The 17658-nt window shown below is 43.1% G+C and carries 16 protein-coding genes; 15 read left to right on the top strand and 1 reads right to left on the bottom strand.

The window, feature by feature from the left end; translation table 11 throughout:
* Nucleotides 1-27 precede the first annotated feature (27 nt).
* Nucleotides 28-654 (bottom strand): TVP38/TMEM64 family protein, encoded by a 627-nt coding sequence (locus QM941_RS07510; RefSeq protein WP_414340002.1) that lies wholly within the window; start codon nt 652-654, stop codon nt 28-30.
* A 136-nt stretch (nt 655-790) separates the two neighbouring features.
* Here QM941_RS07510 and QM941_RS07505 point away from each other — a divergent pair, with 136 nt between their 5' ends.
* From QM941_RS07505 to QM941_RS07435, 15 genes are all read left to right on the top strand, one after another.
* The gene (locus QM941_RS07505) at nt 791-3436 is read left to right on the top strand and encodes a DEAD/DEAH box helicase family protein (protein ID WP_414340001.1); all 2646 of its coding nucleotides are present in this window, start codon (nt 791-793) and stop codon (nt 3434-3436) included.
* A gap of 40 nt (nt 3437-3476) precedes the next feature.
* Complete coding sequence (locus QM941_RS07500) at nt 3477-3881, top strand: YbgA family protein (RefSeq protein ID WP_414340000.1); 405 nt, start codon at nt 3477-3479, stop codon at nt 3879-3881.
* Nucleotides 3865-4230: a TIGR02328 family protein gene (locus tag QM941_RS07495; RefSeq protein WP_414339999.1), complete on the top strand. Its 366-nt coding sequence runs from the start codon at nt 3865-3867 to the stop codon at nt 4228-4230. The genes QM941_RS07500 and QM941_RS07495 overlap by 17 nt, the downstream gene beginning before the upstream one ends.
* Before the next feature lie 184 nt (nt 4231-4414).
* The gene (locus QM941_RS07490) at nt 4415-4708 is read left to right on the top strand and encodes a helix-turn-helix domain-containing protein (protein WP_049504013.1); all 294 of its coding nucleotides are present in this window, start codon (nt 4415-4417) and stop codon (nt 4706-4708) included.
* Nucleotides 4709-5053: 345 nt separating this feature from the next.
* The gene (gene metE, locus QM941_RS07485; protein ID WP_414339998.1) at nt 5054-7303 is read left to right on the top strand and encodes a 5-methyltetrahydropteroyltriglutamate--homocysteine S-methyltransferase; all 2250 of its coding nucleotides are present in this window, start codon (nt 5054-5056) and stop codon (nt 7301-7303) included.
* A gap of 62 nt (nt 7304-7365) precedes the next feature.
* Nucleotides 7366-8232 (top strand): methylenetetrahydrofolate reductase [NAD(P)H], encoded by an 867-nt coding sequence (gene metF, locus QM941_RS07480; protein ID WP_414339997.1) that lies wholly within the window; start codon nt 7366-7368, stop codon nt 8230-8232.
* A 356-nt stretch (nt 8233-8588) separates the two neighbouring features.
* Nucleotides 8589-10802, top strand: coding sequence for a polyribonucleotide nucleotidyltransferase (pnp, locus tag QM941_RS07475; protein ID WP_414339996.1), 2214 nt, complete (start codon nt 8589-8591; stop codon nt 10800-10802).
* Nucleotides 10803-10816: 14 nt separating this feature from the next.
* The gene (gene cysE / locus QM941_RS07470) at nt 10817-11434 is read left to right on the top strand and encodes a serine O-acetyltransferase (protein WP_414339995.1); all 618 of its coding nucleotides are present in this window, start codon (nt 10817-10819) and stop codon (nt 11432-11434) included.
* Between the two features lie 11 nt (nt 11435-11445).
* Entirely contained in the window at nt 11446-12312 is an 867-nt protein-coding gene (locus QM941_RS07465; protein WP_414339994.1) for a GNAT family N-acetyltransferase, read from the top strand.
* Nucleotides 12313-12315: 3 nt separating this feature from the next.
* A complete protein-coding gene (locus QM941_RS07460) occupies nt 12316-13077 on the top strand; it encodes a nucleoside phosphorylase (protein WP_414339993.1) in 762 nt (253 codons plus the stop codon).
* A gap of 162 nt (nt 13078-13239) precedes the next feature.
* Nucleotides 13240-13761, top strand: coding sequence for a dihydrofolate reductase family protein (locus tag QM941_RS07455; protein ID WP_414339992.1), 522 nt, complete (start codon nt 13240-13242; stop codon nt 13759-13761).
* Between the two features lie 17 nt (nt 13762-13778).
* Nucleotides 13779-15122, top strand: coding sequence for a cysteine--tRNA ligase (gene cysS, locus QM941_RS07450; protein WP_414339991.1), 1344 nt, complete (start codon nt 13779-13781; stop codon nt 15120-15122).
* Nucleotides 15115-15501, top strand: coding sequence for a Mini-ribonuclease 3 (locus QM941_RS07445; RefSeq protein WP_414339990.1), 387 nt, complete (start codon nt 15115-15117; stop codon nt 15499-15501). Before cysS ends, QM941_RS07445 begins: the two co-directional genes overlap by 8 nt.
* A gap of 3 nt (nt 15502-15504) precedes the next feature.
* Nucleotides 15505-16374 carry a helix-turn-helix domain-containing protein gene (locus tag QM941_RS07440; RefSeq protein ID WP_414339989.1) on the top strand — a complete coding sequence of 290 codons (870 nt, stop codon included), beginning with the start codon at nt 15505-15507 and terminating at the stop codon, nt 16372-16374.
* Between the two features lie 114 nt (nt 16375-16488).
* Complete coding sequence (locus tag QM941_RS07435; RefSeq protein WP_414339988.1) at nt 16489-17619, top strand: ABC transporter ATP-binding protein; 1131 nt, start codon at nt 16489-16491, stop codon at nt 17617-17619.
* Nucleotides 17620-17658: the final 39 nt, after the last annotated feature.

The raw sequence follows: 17658 nt of genomic DNA, 5'->3' as shown, positions 1-17658 counted from the left end.
TCAAGGATGTAAGTTCCTTGAGTTTTTTTATTTATTAGAAAGCATCTGCCAAAAAATATCGATGATATAAGTCAAGCCATAGGTATAAACAACTAAGGTGAAAGGCTTTGTCAAGATGATGATAGTTATGTAGCGTTTGAAGCTCATTTTGGTCAGGGCAGCCAGCATGCAGAGAAAGTCGGCAGGGCTGATAGGCCAGATCATCATAAAGATAAAGAAACGGTCAAAGCGATTGCCCTTGTCTAACCAGCCGATATATTTGTCGTAGGTTCGTTTGCTGACGACTGATTGGACAAAAGGCGCACCATAGAGTCTTACTAGGTAAAAGATAATGGCACAACCAATGACGATACCAATGTAGTTATAGATAGTACCCACGATATGCCCATAGATGAAAACACCCGCAACAGATGTCAGAGCACCAGGGATAATGGGAACAACTGTCTGTAAAATCTGTAAAAAGATAAAGAACGGTGGCCCCCAGACACCAGCCTGTTGGATAAATTCAGATAGGGTCTCTTTTGATTGCAAGATCCCCGCTTGATAGGCCCAGATACAGAAAATCAAGGTACCGACACCGCCTGCTATAGATGAGATATTAATAACTTGCTGCAGCAGGGGAGAGACAGCTTTCATTTGTTTATCGGATGACATGTAAACTCCTCGCTAATAGTATGATTCTACTATACCATATTTTGGGAAGAAAGACCACACGGGATACTTCGTGTGACTTTGCCTCAAGTATGGTAAAATGGGAATAAGAAAATGACAGCTTAGAATGAGGAATATCATGTTAGGATTGAAGTTTAATGGCACCTGGCGCAATTACCAAAAACAGGTATTGGACAATTTCCAAGAATACCAAGCAGATGGTCATGTCCACTTGGTTGCAGCGCCAGGTTCAGGGAAAACAACTATAGGAATCGAGTTGATTGCTCGCTTTGATAAGCCTGCCCTCGTTTTGGTACCGACGGTGACCATCCGGGAACAATGGGTGGATAGGATTCGCCAAGCCTTTTTAGAGGATGAAAACCAGGTCACAAGTCTCGTGTCTCAAAATCTCAAGGACATGAAGCAAATCACCATCGCTACCTACCAAGCTTTTCACAGTGCTATGCAACAGGTCCAATCTCAAGAAGATAATGGCGAGGTTGAGGATTTTGTAGGCTTTGACCTGCTTGCCAGACTCAAGGAAAGGGGTGTCGAAACCCTCTGTCTAGATGAATGCCATCACTTGAGAAATGAATGGTGGAAAAGTCTAGAAGACTTCCGTAAAAACTATCAGCAACTGCAAGTTATCTCTCTCACTGCAACACCGCCTTATGACAGTGAACCAGAACTCTGGGATCGCTATCTCCAGATGTGTGGCGAGATTGACCAAGAAATCACAGTCCCAGAACTGGTCAAGGAAGACACTCTTTGCCCTCATCAGGACTTTGTCTATATCTGTTTTCCGACTAAGGAAGAGGACAAGCGCTTGGAAGAGTTTGAAGACACCAAGTGGCAGTATGTCAGCCAACTAGTTGTTAATCCTGACTTCCAAGAGTTGATTCGGAGTTCCAAGGTTCTCAAAGGGGAAATTTCTGCGAATATGCTCCTTGAGGATCCCAAGTATTTCTCAGCGCTCCTCATTTATCTACAGGCTCAAAAACAGGAAATTCCCAAGTATCTACGAGATTTACTAGGTGCTGAGGGCTTGCCTTCCCTTAATTACTATTGGCTCGAAGTCCTCTTGCAAGGCCTTCTCTATCAGACTCCTGACTGGTATGAGGATCCGCAGGAGACAAGGAAAAAGATAGAAGCAGAACTGAAATCAAGAGGGTTGATTGAAAAACGTCAGGTCTTCTTGGTCAAATCCAAGGCCAATGACCAAATTCTCAACCAATCTCTAGGAAAACTAGCTGGGATTGCATCTATCTTTGAAACCGAATATGCTAGTCTAGGAAAGGACTTGAGACAGTTGGTCTTGGCAGACTATATTCGCAAGGACTTTGCCAGTTATCTGGGAGATGACCAAGCACCAATCACTCAATTAGGTGTCCTCCCTTACTTTGAAACTATTCGCAGAAGTGCACAAAAGCAAGGCTTGTCTGTCCCGATAGCAGTCCTTTCTGGTAGTGTCGTGATCATACCTGCCAGTGTCAAGGCTGAACTTCAAGCACTCATCCCAAACACTAGCTTAAGCTTCTCTGCCATTGGAAAGCTTGATCAAGAGTCCTATCTCCAAGTAGGCTTTCCATCCAGCTTTAAGGGGATGGTCGCAGCAGTGACCGAGCTTTTCCAACGTGGTTCTATCCAAGTCTTGGTCGGAACCAAGTCTCTCTTGGGAGAAGGATGGGATGCCCCTTGCGTCAACTCTCTCATCCTCGGAAGTTTTGTCGGAAGCTTTATGCTCAGCAATCAAATGCGGGGCCGTGCCATCCGTATCTGGCCAGGACATCCAGATAAGACCAGCAATATCTGGCATCTAGTAGCCATCAAACCGTACAAAAATCCAGCCTTTTCTAAGGAGGATCAAGAAGAACAAGACCTCAATCCATATCAGGACCTACAAACCCTTGCCCGTCGTATGGACCATTTCCTTGGCTTGTCCTATAAGGAAGATACCATTGAAACAGGTCTGGATCGCTTGAACTTTCCTGAGTTCCCATTTAAGAAAAAGAAACTCGAAGACTATAACGAGAAGATCATGGAACTATCCAAGGATCGCGCCTCCCTACGAAAAAAATGGCAGGAATCTCTCATTGTTGCAGATAAGATTGAGATTGTCAATGAAGTGGCGACCGACAGCAAACGAATCCCTCTGCTTGCTCTAGCGGATGCTGAAAGGTGCCTTCGCTATGCTCTGATGGTATTTGCCATTAGTCTCCTAGCCTATGTCGTTCGATTAACCTTCTTTGCCTTGCCATGGCTGACAGGTCTTTGTTTCCTCTTCCTAGCTATTACAGCCTTTCGCTATTACAGCTACAAGAGTCCTTATAAACGCTTGCGCCAGATCGGTGAAGCTATTCGCAAGGTCATGGTGACTGCCGGGCATTTGTCTGATGACCAGTCGCGCGTGCAGGTCGATGAGGACAAGGACAGTTTTAACGTCTTTGCCTATCTAAAAGGTGGCAGTATGCGAGACAAGGAACTCTTTTCAAAGGTCTTGGGAGAATTCTTTGCCCCAGTGGACAATCAACGCTACCTCTTAGTCGCTCAAAAAGCACCAGCAGGTCAGTCCAAATATTTTGTAGTTCCGAGCCTCTTTGAAAAACGCAAGGAAGATGCCCAGCTATTCCAAAATGCCGTCGCACCTCAGCTAGGTGAGTACCAGCTAGTCTACACCCGTAACGAAGCGGGCAGAAAAGTCTTACTCGAAGCCCGACTCAAATCCCTAGCCAACAAAAATGACCGCATCATCACCAAGAAGAAGGTCAAAAGTGCTTTGAAGTAGAAAAGGTGTTTTTTGCCTCAATCATGGTATAATGTTACATATGAATAATAACAACCAACGTGCCCTTTGTCAGCAACTCTGGGCGGAAAACAAATACCTTGTTTTGAGCCATTCCAGCAATATTTACAAGGACATTCGCCAGTATCTCAAGCAAGAGGTGGTGGAGGTGAGTCAGGTTCAAGAGATGATTGACCGTGCCTGCCAGATTCCAGAACACAGGGGTCAGGTTTGCAATGCCTTCCAGCATATTTGGGGCTATTTTAAAAAGCAAGCCAGTCTTGACGAGCGCAAGGACTATATGCTCTTGCTGGATCGCTACCGCTTTGCTCAAGCTTCCAAGGAAGACTTGATTGCTAAGACTCGAGAGTTGCTTGATCGCTATCCAAATACCTACTTGCAACATTCGACTTTGCTGAAAGGAGACTCCCATGAGACTTTGGCATGAGGCTTTGATTTCACAGCTTCCGCGTCCTCAGCTCTTGGGGCAGCATCGAGAGTGTTGCGCTCTGCGTGGCAATGGCTGGGGTAGAAAGCATGCGACGGTTGACTATGTCTTTACCCACTCGCCCTATCGTCTCTATGCCTATCATCGTTTGATCATGGAGGAGATGGCGCGTCGTGGATACAAGGTCAGTCCGGAATGGCTAGACAAGAACTACCGCGGCAAGACCTGCCCTCCTTATCAAGACTTAGCAGAGGAAAAGCTGAAAAGTCCTATCTATAGTGAGCATGACCATGCCTACTATGAAGAGTGTCTGGCTAATCTCCGTGACAAGGGGATAGAGCTGGAGTAATAGTAAGGATTTTCTTAAATTTATAACTCTTTTCGTAATTTTTTCGAATAATAAAAATGAAACCTTTAGAATGATTCTAAGGTCTTCTTTTTATAAGTATTTGGATTTACTTTTAATAACTTTTAAGTTATAATTTAAAAAGCCAAGCGTGAGCTGAAGGACTTAAAAGAAAGAGGATTAAGTGATGAAGAATAGTGCTATTGGAAGTAACTGGAAGGATGTCCGGTCTCAACTCTTCACCAAGGAGGAAATCCTTGAAAGTGATATGAGGGTGGCAATCATGAGTGAATTGATTGAGGCTAGACGTGAGCAAGGAATTAGTCAGAAAAAGCTAGAAGAACTCAGTGGAGTGAGCCAGCCTGTCATAGCTAGAATGGAAACCGGTAAGACTAGTCCTCAGTTAGATACGGTCTTAAAAGTTTTAGCCAGTTTAGGAAAGACACTAGCAGTCGTTCCACTTGAACAGGAAAAAGGTTGATAGGGATGAAATTACTTGGTTTGTTAAAATCATCCACCGGATAATTTTACCTCCCGTCCGCACTTTTCAAGGGGAATATCAAAATGAAGAAAAAGAGCTATAGTCTTTTCTAATACCAAGCCATAGGTAGTTGTCAGTTCACTATTTTTTTGCGAAGAACTAGCAACCTTGAAAGGTTACTAATCTATATCTATCAAAGGATTTGGGAAATTTTCTCCAAATCTTTTTTTGTCCTTTAAAAAACGATATAGTTTCAAACTATATCAAAGCCTAATTTTTTACAATTATACAGATGATTTCTTTTCTGTTAAGATAGTTTCAACAACAATTTTTGGAGGACAAAACATGTCAACTACTATTATCGGATTCCCTCGTTTGGGTGAATTCCGCGAATTAAAATTTACAACTGAAAAATACTTTAGAAAAGAAATCTCAGCAGAAGAACTATTGGCTGCGGCTAAAGAATTGCGTGCAAAACACTGGAACATCGTCAAAGAAAAAGGCATCACTGAAATCCCATCAAATGACTTTTCTCACTATGATAACTTCCTAGATGCAGCTTTCCTTTTCAACGTAGTTCCTGCATCAGTACAAAACCTAGAATTATCTGATCTTGAACGTTACTTTGCTTTGGCTCGTGGTTACCAAGGTGAAAAAGGGGACGTTCGTGCCCTTCCGATGAAAAAATGGTTCAACACTAACTACCACTACATCGTTCCTAAATTTGAAAAAGACACTCAAGTAAAATTGGCTGGTCACAAGATCTTTGATGAGTTCCAAGAAGCCAAAGAACTTGGCCTTAACACTCGTCCAGTCCTTGTAGGACCATTCACTTTCCTTCAATTGTCAGACTTTGAAGAAGGCGTGAAAGCAGAAGATTTCGTAGATAGCTTAGTGGCTGCTTATCAAGACGTATTTGCAAAATTGGCTGAACTAGGTGCAACTCGTATCCAATTGGACGAAGCTGCTCTTGTCAAAGACTTGACAGAAGAGGAAAAAGCACTCTTCTTGAACCTCTACAACAAACTCTTGGATGACAAAAAAGGTCTTGAAGTTTTGCTTCAAACATACTTCGGTGACGTTCGTGACGTTTACGCTGACCTTGTGAACTTGCCAGTAGATGCTATCGGTCTTGACTTCGTTGAAGGTAAGAAAACTCTTGAACTCGTTAAAGGTGGCTTCCCAGCTGACAAGACTCTTTATGCAGGTATTGTCAATGGTAAGAACATCTGGCGCAATAACTACGAAAAGAGCTTGGCTGTTCTTGAGCAAATCCCAGCTGAAAACATTGTCTTGACAAGCTCATGCTCACTTCTTCATGTGCCATTTACAACTGCTAATGAAGAATTTGAACCAGCTATCTTGAACCACTTTGCATTTGCAGTTGAAAAATTGGATGAGATCCGTGACTTGGATGATATCCGTAACGGTCAGGGTGCAGAAGCTCTTGCAGCTAACAAAGAACTCTTTGCGACTGAACGTGTTGGTGAAAATGCGGAACTTCGTGCTCGTATCGCTGGATTGACAGATGCAGACTACACTCGTTTGCCAGCCTTTGCTGAGCGTGAAGCTATCCAAGAAGATGCCTTCAAACTTCCAGCCCTTCCAACAACAACTATTGGTTCATTCCCTCAAACTAAGGAAGTTCGTGCTAAACGTTTGGCCTTCCGTAAAGGTGAGTTGTCAGCAGAAGACTATGACAAGTTCTTAGCAGAGCAAATCGACGAATGGATCAAATGGCAAGAAGAAGTTGGATTTGACGTGCTTGTACACGGTGAATTCGAGCGTAATGACATGGTTGAGTACTTCGGTCAAAACTTGTCAGGTTACCTCTTCTCTAAGAATGGTTGGGTACAATCATACGGTATGCGTGGGGTTAAACCACCAATCATCTGGGGCGATGTTACTCGTCTCAACCCAATCACTGTGAAATGGTCTAGCTACGCACAAAGCCGTACTGACAAACCTGTTAAAGGTATGTTGACTGGACCTGTTACCATCCTTAACTGGTCATTCCCACGTGAAGACCTCTCTATCAAGGATTCCACTCTTCAAATCGCTCTTGCAATCAAGGATGAAGTTCTTGACCTTGAAGCTGCAGGCGTGAAGATTATCCAAATCGACGAGGCTGCTCTTCGTGAGAAATTGCCACTCCGTCGTAGCGACTGGTACGAAGATTACCTTGACTGGGCTATTCCAGCCTTCCGCTTGGTACACTCAACAGTAGCGCCAGATACTCAAATTCACACTCACATGTGTTACTCAGAATTTACAGATATCATCAAAGCTATCGACAATATGGATGCGGATGTTATCTCATTTGAAGCTAGCCGTTCAAACCTTGAAATCTTGGACGAACTCAAAGCTCAAAACTTCCAGACAGAAGTGGGTCCTGGAGTTTACGATATCCACTCTCCTCGTGTGCCTAATGAAGGCGAAATCGACCACACAATCGAAGCCATCCTTGCGAAAGTTCCAAGCAAGAAAGTATGGATCAACCCTGACTGTGGTTTGAAAACACGTGGTATCCCAGAAACGAAAGAAAGCTTGATCCGCCTTGTAGAAGCTGCTAAAGCTGCGCGTGAGAAATTGTAAGAAAAGACAATTCTCCCTACACGGTTGATCGGTAAGAAATCAACTAGAAAAGGTTCATACATATGTCACGTCAAACACCGTCCCTCTCATTTGAAGTTTTCCCTCCAAACCCAGAAGTAGGCAATGATAAAATTATTTCTGCACTCCAAAATATGCAGGATTTAGCACCACACTTCATCAGTGTGACTGCAAGTAATAATAAATTTAATATCAAAGAGACGACGGTTCGTTTGGCTGACTATATTCAAAATGACTTGAATATTAAGACCATTGCTCACTTGCCAGCCATTTACTTGACCAAGGATAAGGTTGCTGAAACCATTAGAGATTTGGACAAGGTTGGCGTACAGAAGATTTTGGCCCTTCGTGGAGATATCATTCCAGGAGTTGAGCCACAGAAGGATTTCCGTTATGCAACAGACTTGATTGAGTTCATCAAGGAACAGGCCCCACACTTTGATATCATTGGTGCTTGTTATCCTGAAGGACATCCAGACTCGCCAAATCAAATCTCAGATATCCAAAATCTCAAGAAAAAAGTGGATGCAGGATGCTCTAGTCTAGTAACGCAACTTTTCTTTGATAATGAGCGTTTCTACGATTTCCAAGATAAGTGTACCTTGGCTGGAATTGATGTGCCGATTCATGCAGGGATTATGCCAATCCTTAACCGTAACCAAGCTCTTCGACTCTTGAAGACTTGTGAGAATATCCATCTCCCACGTAAGTTTAAGTCTATCTTGGACAAGTATGAGAATGACCCTGAGTCACTCAGAGCAGCAGGACTTGCCTATGCCGTAGACCAAATCGTGGACTTGGTAACGCAAGACGTTGCAGGTGTGCATCTCTACACTATGAACAATGCAGAAACTGCCCAATATATTCATCAAGCAACCCATGCCTTGTTTAACCACCAATCTTTAGGATAATAAAAAGCAAACCATTCTTCTTTTCATGGAGGAATGGTTCCTTTTTAATAGAAAAGCCAGCACTTTTTAAGAAAAATATGATAAAATAGACTCTGTACGTACTTGATACAAAGATGAGGGTATAAACGATATTTAAGCAGTCTTAATCTTATGTCAAAGAGATGTAAGTTAAAGAATCAGAACTAAAGTAATTTCGGAGTTGAACACGGGCTAAATCCCTAGTGAAAAAGATAGATTTCCTGGTGTGCATCGCACACTGCGTCAATCTCCTATTTTCATACGGGATTCTTAACGCCCTTTGTATCCTGATTTTTGTAGGCAAGGCGTATAATATTACCAATCCAAAGGGGATTAACATGACAAAATATGTGTTTCAAACGACTTTTGCGGGTCGTGAGTTGATCGTAGAGACTGGTCAGGTTGCTAAGCAAGCAAATGGTTCAGTTGTCGTTCGTTATGGTGAGTCAACTGTCTTGACAGCAGCCGTGATGTCTAAGAAAATGGCAACTGGGGATTTCTTCCCACTCCAAGTTAACTACGAAGAAAAAATGTATGCGGCTGGGAAAGTTCCTGGTGGCTTTATGAAACGTGAGGGACGCCCTTCGACAGATGCGACTTTGACAGCGCGTTTGATTGACCGTCCAATCCGTCCAATGTTTGCGGAAGGCTTCCGTAATGAAGTTCAAGTTATCAATACGGTTCTTTCTTACGATGAAAATGCTTCTGCACCGATGGCAGCTATGTTTGGTTCATCATTGGCCCTCTCTATCTCAGATATTCCATTTGACGGACCAATCGCTGGGGTGCAAGTAGGTTATGTAGATGGTGAAATCATCATCAACCCAAGTCAAGAACAAGCAGAGCGCTCTCTTCTTGAATTGACAGTAGCCGGTACTAAGCACGCTATCAACATGGTAGAGTCTGGTGCTAAAGAATTATCAGAAGAAATCATGCTACAAGCTCTTCTTAAAGGACACGAAGCTGTCAAAGAATTGATTGCCTTCCAAGAAGAGATCGTTGCGGCGGTAGGTAAGGAAAAAGCAGTAGTTGAATTGCTTCATGTAGATGAGGAATTGCAAGCCGAAATCATTGCGGCCTACAACAGTGACCTTCAAAAAGCGGTCCAAGTAGAAGAAAAATTGGCTCGTGAAGCTACGACTCAAGCGATAAAAGATCAAGTAACTGCAGTTTACCAAGAAAAATATGCGGACCACGAAGAATTTGACCGTATCATGCGTGATGTGGCTGAAATCTTGGAACAAATGGAACATGCTGAAGTGCGCCGTTTGATCACAGAAGACAAGGTTCGTCCTGATGGTCGTAAGGTCGATGAAATCCGTCCTTTGGATGCGGTTGTTGACTTCCTTCCTCGTGTGCACGGTTCAGGTCTTTTTACTCGAGGACAAACTCAGGCTCTTTCTATCTTAACCTTGGCTCCAATGGGTGAAGCTCAAATCATTGATGGCTTGGACCCAGAGTACAAGAAACGCTTTATGCACCACTATAACTTCCCACAATACTCTGTAGGGGAAACTGGCCGTTACGGTGCGCCTGGTCGTCGTGAAATCGGACACGGTGCCCTTGGTGAACGTGCCCTTGCTCAAGTATTGCCAAGCTTGGAAGAATTCCCATATGCGATTCGTTTGGTAGCAGAAGTCTTGGAATCAAACGGTTCTTCATCTCAAGCCTCTATCTGTGCGGGAACTCTTGCCCTTATGGCTGGTGGTGTGCCAATCAAGGCACCAGTAGCAGGTATTGCTATGGGTCTCATTTCTGATGGAAACAACTACACAGTATTGACAGACATCCAAGGTTTGGAAGACCACTTTGGAGATATGGACTTCAAGGTTGCAGGGACTCGTGAAGGGATTACGGCCCTTCAGATGGATATCAAGATCCAAGGGATTACAGCAGAAATCTTGACTGAAGCTCTTGCACAAGCTAAGAAAGCTCGTTTTGAAATCCTTGATGTCATTGAAGCAACTATTCCAGAAGTTCGTCCAGAATTGGCTCCAACTGCTCCGAAAATTGATACCATCAAGATTGATGTGGACAAGATTAAGATTGTTATCGGTAAGGGTGGAGAAACTATCGACAAGATCATCGCTGAAACTGGCGTTAAGATTGATATTGACGAAGAAGGTAACGTGTCTATCTACTCTAGCGACCAAGATGCCATCAACCGTGCTAAAGAGATTATTGCTGGTTTGGTTCGTGAAGCAAAAGTGGACGAAGTTTATCATGCTAAGGTAGTTCGTATCGAGAAATTTGGTGCCTTTGTCAATCTCTTTGACAAGACAGATGCCCTTGTACACATCTCTGAAATGGCTTGGACTCGTACCAATAATGTCGAAGACTTGGTAGCCATCGGTGATGAAGTCGATGTTAAGGTCATCAAGATTGATGAAAAAGGACGTGTGGATGCTTCTATGAAGGCACTCTTGCCTCGTCCACCAAAACCTGAACATGATGAAAAGGGTGAGAAGTCAGAAAGACAGCACCGTCCACGTCATCACAAGGACCACAAACCAAAGAAAGAATTTACTCATAAACCAAAAGATTCAGAATAAGAAAGGAGAAATGTATGGGATGGTGGCGTGAAACCATTGATATTGTAAAAGAAAATGATCCAGCAGCTCGTAACACCCTGGAAGTCTTACTGACTTACCCTGGAGTTAAGGCCTTGGCTGCCCACCGTCTCTCTCATTTTCTCTGGAAGCACGGCTTTAAACTCTTGGCTCGGATGCACAGTCAGTTTTGGCGCTTCTGGACTCAGATTGAGATCCATCCGGGCGCTCAGATCGATTCAGGTGTTTTTATCGATCATGGGGGAGGTCTCGTGATTGGAGAGACGGCTGTCGTTGAAAAGGGAGTACTCCTCTATCATGGGGTAACCCTTGGTGGGACTGGGAAGGATTGTGGCAAACGCCATCCGACTATTCGTAAAGGTGTTCTCATCTCTGCTCATGCCCAAGTCATTGGACCCGTTGAAATCGGTGAAAATGCCAAGGTCGGTGCTGCAGCGGTTGTTGTGGCAGATGTACCTAGTGATGTAACAGTTGTCGGTATTCCAGCCAAGATTGTTCGCGTTCATGGGCAAAAAGATGAGCTAACTATTCATGAAGTTGAAGAAAAACGTGAATACTACGTCAATAAACTTGAGCAGGCGAGAGATGCCAGTCACAGGTCGTCTGGTTTGTAGAGGATACCTATATGATTCAAGCAAGAAACAAGTTAAGTCAAGAGGAGCTATCTGAGGCGAAAAAACTAATTAACTGTTGCCAAAACTATGACGATACCTATCGTGATCCCTATCTCTCTAACATGCTTAATTTTGACCCAAACATGCCCGCCTTTTTCCTTTATTACGAAAAAGGCGAACTTGTTGGCCTATTAACGGTTTATGCAGATGATCAAGATGTGGAAGTGACGATACTGGTTCATCCAGATCATCGCCGTCAAGGAATTGCGCGTGCATTGTTTACTAGTTTTGAGAGAGAAACAGCTTCTTTTCCGATTCATTCAGTCACTTTTCAGACAGAGCGTATTTTTCTAGACTGCCATCTTGATTTTATTAGCAACTGGGGACTGGTTGAGGATGAAGAGACAGAAACTTGGTTAGGTAAGGATAGAAGACCTTATCCGTTAGCAAAACTTTCCAATCTGGACGTTTTGTTAGCAGATCATTCCTATCAGGATCAAATTAGTCAGTTAAAATTTCAGGTATTTTCAGAGGAACATGAATCTAAAGAAGTTGTGGATAGATATGTCGCTAAAGCTCTGAAAGATCCAGAAAGTCGCCTATATATTTTATTAAAAAACGGTCAGGTTATTGGAACTTGTACAGTTGATTTATCGAGTAATACCAATTACTTCTACGGTTTAGCAATAGCTGAGCTTGAACGTGGGCAAGGCTACGGAAGCTATCTAGCAAAATCCCTCGTCAACCAACTCATTGAGCAAAATGATAAGGAGTTCCAAATTGCAGTAGAAGATAGCAATGTAGGTGCCAAACGTTTGTATGAAAAGATTGGCTTTGTTAAACAGACCCAGGTGGTTTATCTGAATGCGAAAGAGTAATAAATGCTATTAGAAGAATTTGAAAATGTACCTGCTGTTATCGAGCCAACTGATCGAAGCCTCCTTAGTGGTGGAGAAATCTGTGATACCATTATCTTGTCTTTTAATGGAGAAATCCTTGAACGAGTAAAGCAGATAGATGGTGTCTACGAAGGTGGCTATCTTACCAATCTAAATGGTAAACTGCCATGGTATATCTATGAAAAAGATGAGAGTAAGGTAGCAGTTGCTATGGCTCTTATTGGAGCTCCAATGGTTGTTGGACTCTTAGAAGAACTTAAAGCAAGAGGATTTAAGAACTTTATCATTTTAGGATCTTGCGGAGTTCTAGACCAGTCTATTCAAGCAGATAAGATTATCCTACCAAGCTCGGCTTTACGTGATGAAGGTACTAGTTATCACTATGCTCCAGCAAGTGATGAAATAGCCTATGAGCAATCACTACTCTTAACTATGGAAAAAGCCTTGGATAAAGCTGGCATTGAGCATATTCGAACAAAGTCTTGGACCACAGATGCCTTCTATCGTGAGACAGCTGCTAAGGTCAAACGAAGACTAGCAGCAGGAGCTAGAGTTGTAGATATGGAAGCTTCAGCTATCATGGCCTGGGCCCGATATCGACTAGCCAATGTCTATCAATTTTTTTACACAGCTGACTATGTCGACCATCAAAATCACGAATGGGATGCTAGACGCGAGGATAGAAAAGCGGATGCTATGACTTTCTTTGAGATAGCATTAGTAATTGCTAGAGATTTGGATTGAAACTACTCTCTACTAATAGGTACGAATTGGAATTACTGTTGTCTGGCTTATTTTTCTTGTCCAGCAAGGATTTTGCTGAATACTTTGATTAGCTTTGGTCTAATCATCTGGGTCTATCCCGCTAAGTGAAGGCGAAGCAGAACTAGAAAGGAAACTACAAGAATGGCAGTATATTTTTACGGCTGTATCACCATGGATGGCTACTTGGCAGACAGCCAGCACAGGATAGACTGGCTGCGTCAGCTTGGTTCTGTAGAGGATACAGGCTATGATGACTTTTACAGGCAAATGGATATCACCATCATGGGCAAGCGGACCTTTGAGGAAATCCAAGATTTGCAAGATGTAGAAAGTTTTTATCAAGCTACGGAAAACTATGTCTTTACGCATGATAGTCACCTGCCTGTCAGCAATTACCAGCCAGTAGCTGGGGATGTGGTAGACTTTGTTCACCAGATTGACAAAGGCAAAAATGTCTTTGTGATTGGTGGTAATTCCTTGGTAGGACCACTCTTGGATGCGGATCTTTTCGACCACCTTATTATTCAGATAGCGCCCCTTATCCTGGGAAAGGGGGTTCCCCTCTTTACCCAAGAGGAAGGGCAGCGCTTTTACCAACTGGACAGCCTCAGACAATTTGGCCCTTTTGCAGAGCTGGTTTTCAGCCGAAAAAGTCAGAAATAGAGAAGGGAGTTGACCGCATGATTAAAATTTACGACACCATGTCTCGTGATTTGCGAGAATTTGTCCCAATCGAGGACGGTAAGGTTAAGATGTATGTCTGTGGGCCAACCGTCTACAACTATATCCACGTGGGGAATGCCCGTTCGACAGTAGCTTTCGATACCATTCGTCGCTACTTTGAGTATCGTGGCTATGAGGTTGCCTATATTTCTAACTTCACCGATGTGGATGATAAGATTATCAACCGTGCTAAAGAAGAAGGCATCACACCTCAAGAAGTAGCTGACAAGTATATCGCTGCATTTCGTGAGGATGTTACGGCCTTGGGCGTCAAGCCTGCTACCCGTCATCCACGAGTAGTCGAGTTTATGGCTGACATCATCCGTTTTGTGGAAGACCTGATTGAAAAAGGCTATGCCTATGAGAGTCAGGGCGATGTCTATTTCCGTGTGGAAAAATCCCATAACTATGCTAAGTTGGCCAATAAAAGCTTAGAAGACTTGGAGTTAGGAGCTTCAGGTCGCACAGATGAAGAAACGGCTCGTAAGGAAAATCCTGTGGACTTTGCCCTTTGGAAAGCTGCCAAACCAGGAGAGATTTCTTGGGACAGCCCTTGGGGTCATGGTCGTCCAGGCTGGCACATCGAGTGTTCGGTCATGTCTACTGAGATTTTAGGCGATACCATCGATATTCACGGTGGTGGAGCTGACCTTGAGTTTCCACACCACACCAACGAAATTGCCCAGTCAGAAGCCAAGACAGGTAAGACCTTTGCCAACTACTGGATGCACAATGGCTTTGTCAACATCGACAATGTCAAGATGTCCAAGTCTTTGGGGAACTTCATTACGGTACATGATGCCCTCAAAACTATCGACGGTCAAGTGCTTCGTTTCTTCTTTGCGACTCAACATTACCGCAAACCTATCAACTTTACGGAAAAGGCTGTGCGTGATGCCGAGACCAATCTTAAATATTTAAAGAACACCTACGAGCAACCATTTTCTGGAACGGTAGATGCGGGTGAGTTACAAGCCTTTAAAGATAAGTTTGTAGCTGCAATGGATGAGGATTTCAATACTGCAAATGGTATCACAGTCGTCTTTGAAATGGCCAAATGGATCAACTCAGGTAACTATGATGCAGTGGTTAAGGAAGCTCTTGCAGCTATGTTAGAGGTCTTTGGTATTGTTTTTGTCGAGGAAGTTTTGGATGAAGAGATTGAAGCCTTGATTCAAAAACGTCAAGAAGCGCGTGCCAATCGTGATTTTGCGACAGCTGACCAAATCCGTGACCAACTAGCTGATCAAGGGATTAAGCTACTGGATACCAAGGATGGAGTGAGGTGGACACGTGATTGATGTCAATCTCATTAACGGGATTGCCCTAGCTTTTGAAGGAGATGCGGTGTATTCTATGTATATTCGTCGTCATCTCATCCTCAAAGGCATGACCAAGCCCAATAAACTCCACCAAGAGGCTACCAAGTATGTTTCAGCCAAGGCTCAGGCTCGTTTGATTTCACTGATGTTGGAGGAGCAAGTCCTGACTGAGAAAGAAGAAGAAATCTATAAACGAGGGCGTAACACCAATAGTCATACCAAGGCAAAGAACGCAGATGTAGTAACCTACCGTATGTCTACAGGATTTGAAGCAGTTATGGGCTATCTCCATATGACAGACAATGTGGAGCGATTAGAAGCTTTGATCTCTTGGTGCATCCAAAAAGTGGAGGAATAGCACATGATTGCAAAAGAACTACTAGATTGGTTTCCAGATGGTAAAATCTTAGATCAGCCAGTAGACAAAGAAGGTTATCTTTGCCTATCTTTGCCAAATAATCAGTGGCTTTTGCTGGAGGAAGCTAGTCTGAGTGAACGTGAAAAACAATTGGTTTCTCTCTTAACCCAGCAGGAACAAACTATCTCGCTCAATCCTTGGTATAGCCATTTGATTGAAGGTAAGGGCCAAGCGCCTCAAACTTTCAAGAAAATACAGCTTGTATATTGCCACCTGTCTTATTTCCAACAGGAGAATCTGTCTTCTTGGTTAGACATGATGCGAACCCTGTTTCCAAATTACTTGACTACGATTCAGGTGGGGGCTCAGGATTATCTCTTTGTTCTCCAGCAGGATAAGTATATCTCTGTTCGTTCGATTTTATCAGATACTCTCGAAGCGGTTGAGTATGACTTTGGACTTCGTCTGTCGATTATGTTGGGGCAGGTCTGGTCACAGAATACCCACCAATCCTTATCAGAATTGATCAAGGCTGAGCGTGAGCTCTTTAAGACTTGGTGGCGTCAAGGTCATCAAGGGGTTCAGACTTTTTCTCAACTCTATCTATGGAGACTTGGAGAAAAACAGGTTGACCATAGAATTATCAAGGACTACCTTCGTCAGTTGATTCAGGACCAAGACCAGATTCAGGAAATTATTTTGTCTCTTTGGGACAATAGTGCGGTACTGACAAAAACAGCTCAGCAGCTCTATTTGCATCGTAATTCTCTCCAGTACAAGATTGATAAATGGGAAGAATTAACAGGGCTTCAATTAAAGGATTTGACGGATTTAACACTCTGTTATCAACTCATCTTACCAGATATCCTATAAAGTTTTGTGCAAGTTGCACAGAACTTTTTTTGTTTTTTGGTCAACTTGCCATAGAATGGTAAAGCGTTTTCATATATAATAAAACTATCAAAAAAGAAAAAGGAGTTCTCCACAATGGTAGAATTAAATCTTAAAAATATTTACAAAAAATATCCAAACAGCGAACACTATTCAGTTGAAGACTTTAACTTGGACATCAAAGACAAAGAATTTATCGTTTTCGTAGGACCTTCAGGATGTGGTAAATCAACTACTCTCCGTATGATTGCAGGTCTTGAAGACATCACAGAAGGTACTGCATCTATCGATGGTGTGGTTGTCAACGACGTAGCTCCAAAAGACCGTGATATCGCCATGGTATTCCAAAACTACGCTCTTTACCCACACATGACTGTATACGACAACATGGCTTTCGGTTTGAAATTGCGTAAATACAGTAAAGAGGATATCGACAAACGTGTACAAGAAGCAGCTGAAATCCTTGGATTGAAAGAATTCTTGGAACGTAAACCTGCTGACCTTTCTGGTGGTCAACGTCAACGTGTTGCCATGGGTCGTGCGATCGTCCGTGATGCAAAAGTATTCTTGATGGACGAGCCTTTGTCAAACTTGGATGCCAAACTTCGTGTATCAATGCGTGCTGAAATTGCTAAAATCCACCGTCGTATCGGAGCTACAACTATCTACGTAACTCACGACCAAACTGAAGCGATGACACTTGCAGACCGTATCGTTATCATGTCAGCTACTAAGAACCCTGCTGGAACAGGTACTATCGGACGTGTTGAACAAATCGGTACTCCTCAAGAAGTTTACAAAAACCCAGTTAACAAATTCGTAGCAGGATTCATCGGAAGCCCAGCTATGAACTTCATCAACGTTAAATTGAACGGTGACCGCATCGTTGGTGACGGCTTTAACTTGAAAGTTCCAGAAGGCGCTTTGAAAGTTCTTCGTGAAAAAGGTTATGAAGGTAAAGAATTGATCTTCGGTATCCGTCCAGAAGACGTGAACGCTGAGCCTGCTTTCCTTGAAACATTCCCAGAATCAGTTGTTAAAGCAACTATCTCTGTATCAGAGTTGCTTGGTTCTGAATCTCACCTCTACTGCCAAGTTGGTAAAGACGAGTTTGTTGCCAAAGTTGACGCTCGTGACTACTTGCAAGCAGGTGCAACAGTTGAACTTGGATTTGACCTAAACAAAGCACACTTCTTCGATGTAGAAACTGAAAAAACAGTACACTAAGACATAAGAAATGATCAAACACTGCTAGAAATCTTCTAG

Source organism: Streptococcus timonensis, assembly GCF_047460355.1.
Classification (GTDB): Bacteria; Bacillota; Bacilli; order Lactobacillales; family Streptococcaceae; genus Streptococcus; species Streptococcus timonensis_A.
This window is presented reverse-complemented; position numbering and strand designations above follow the sequence as displayed.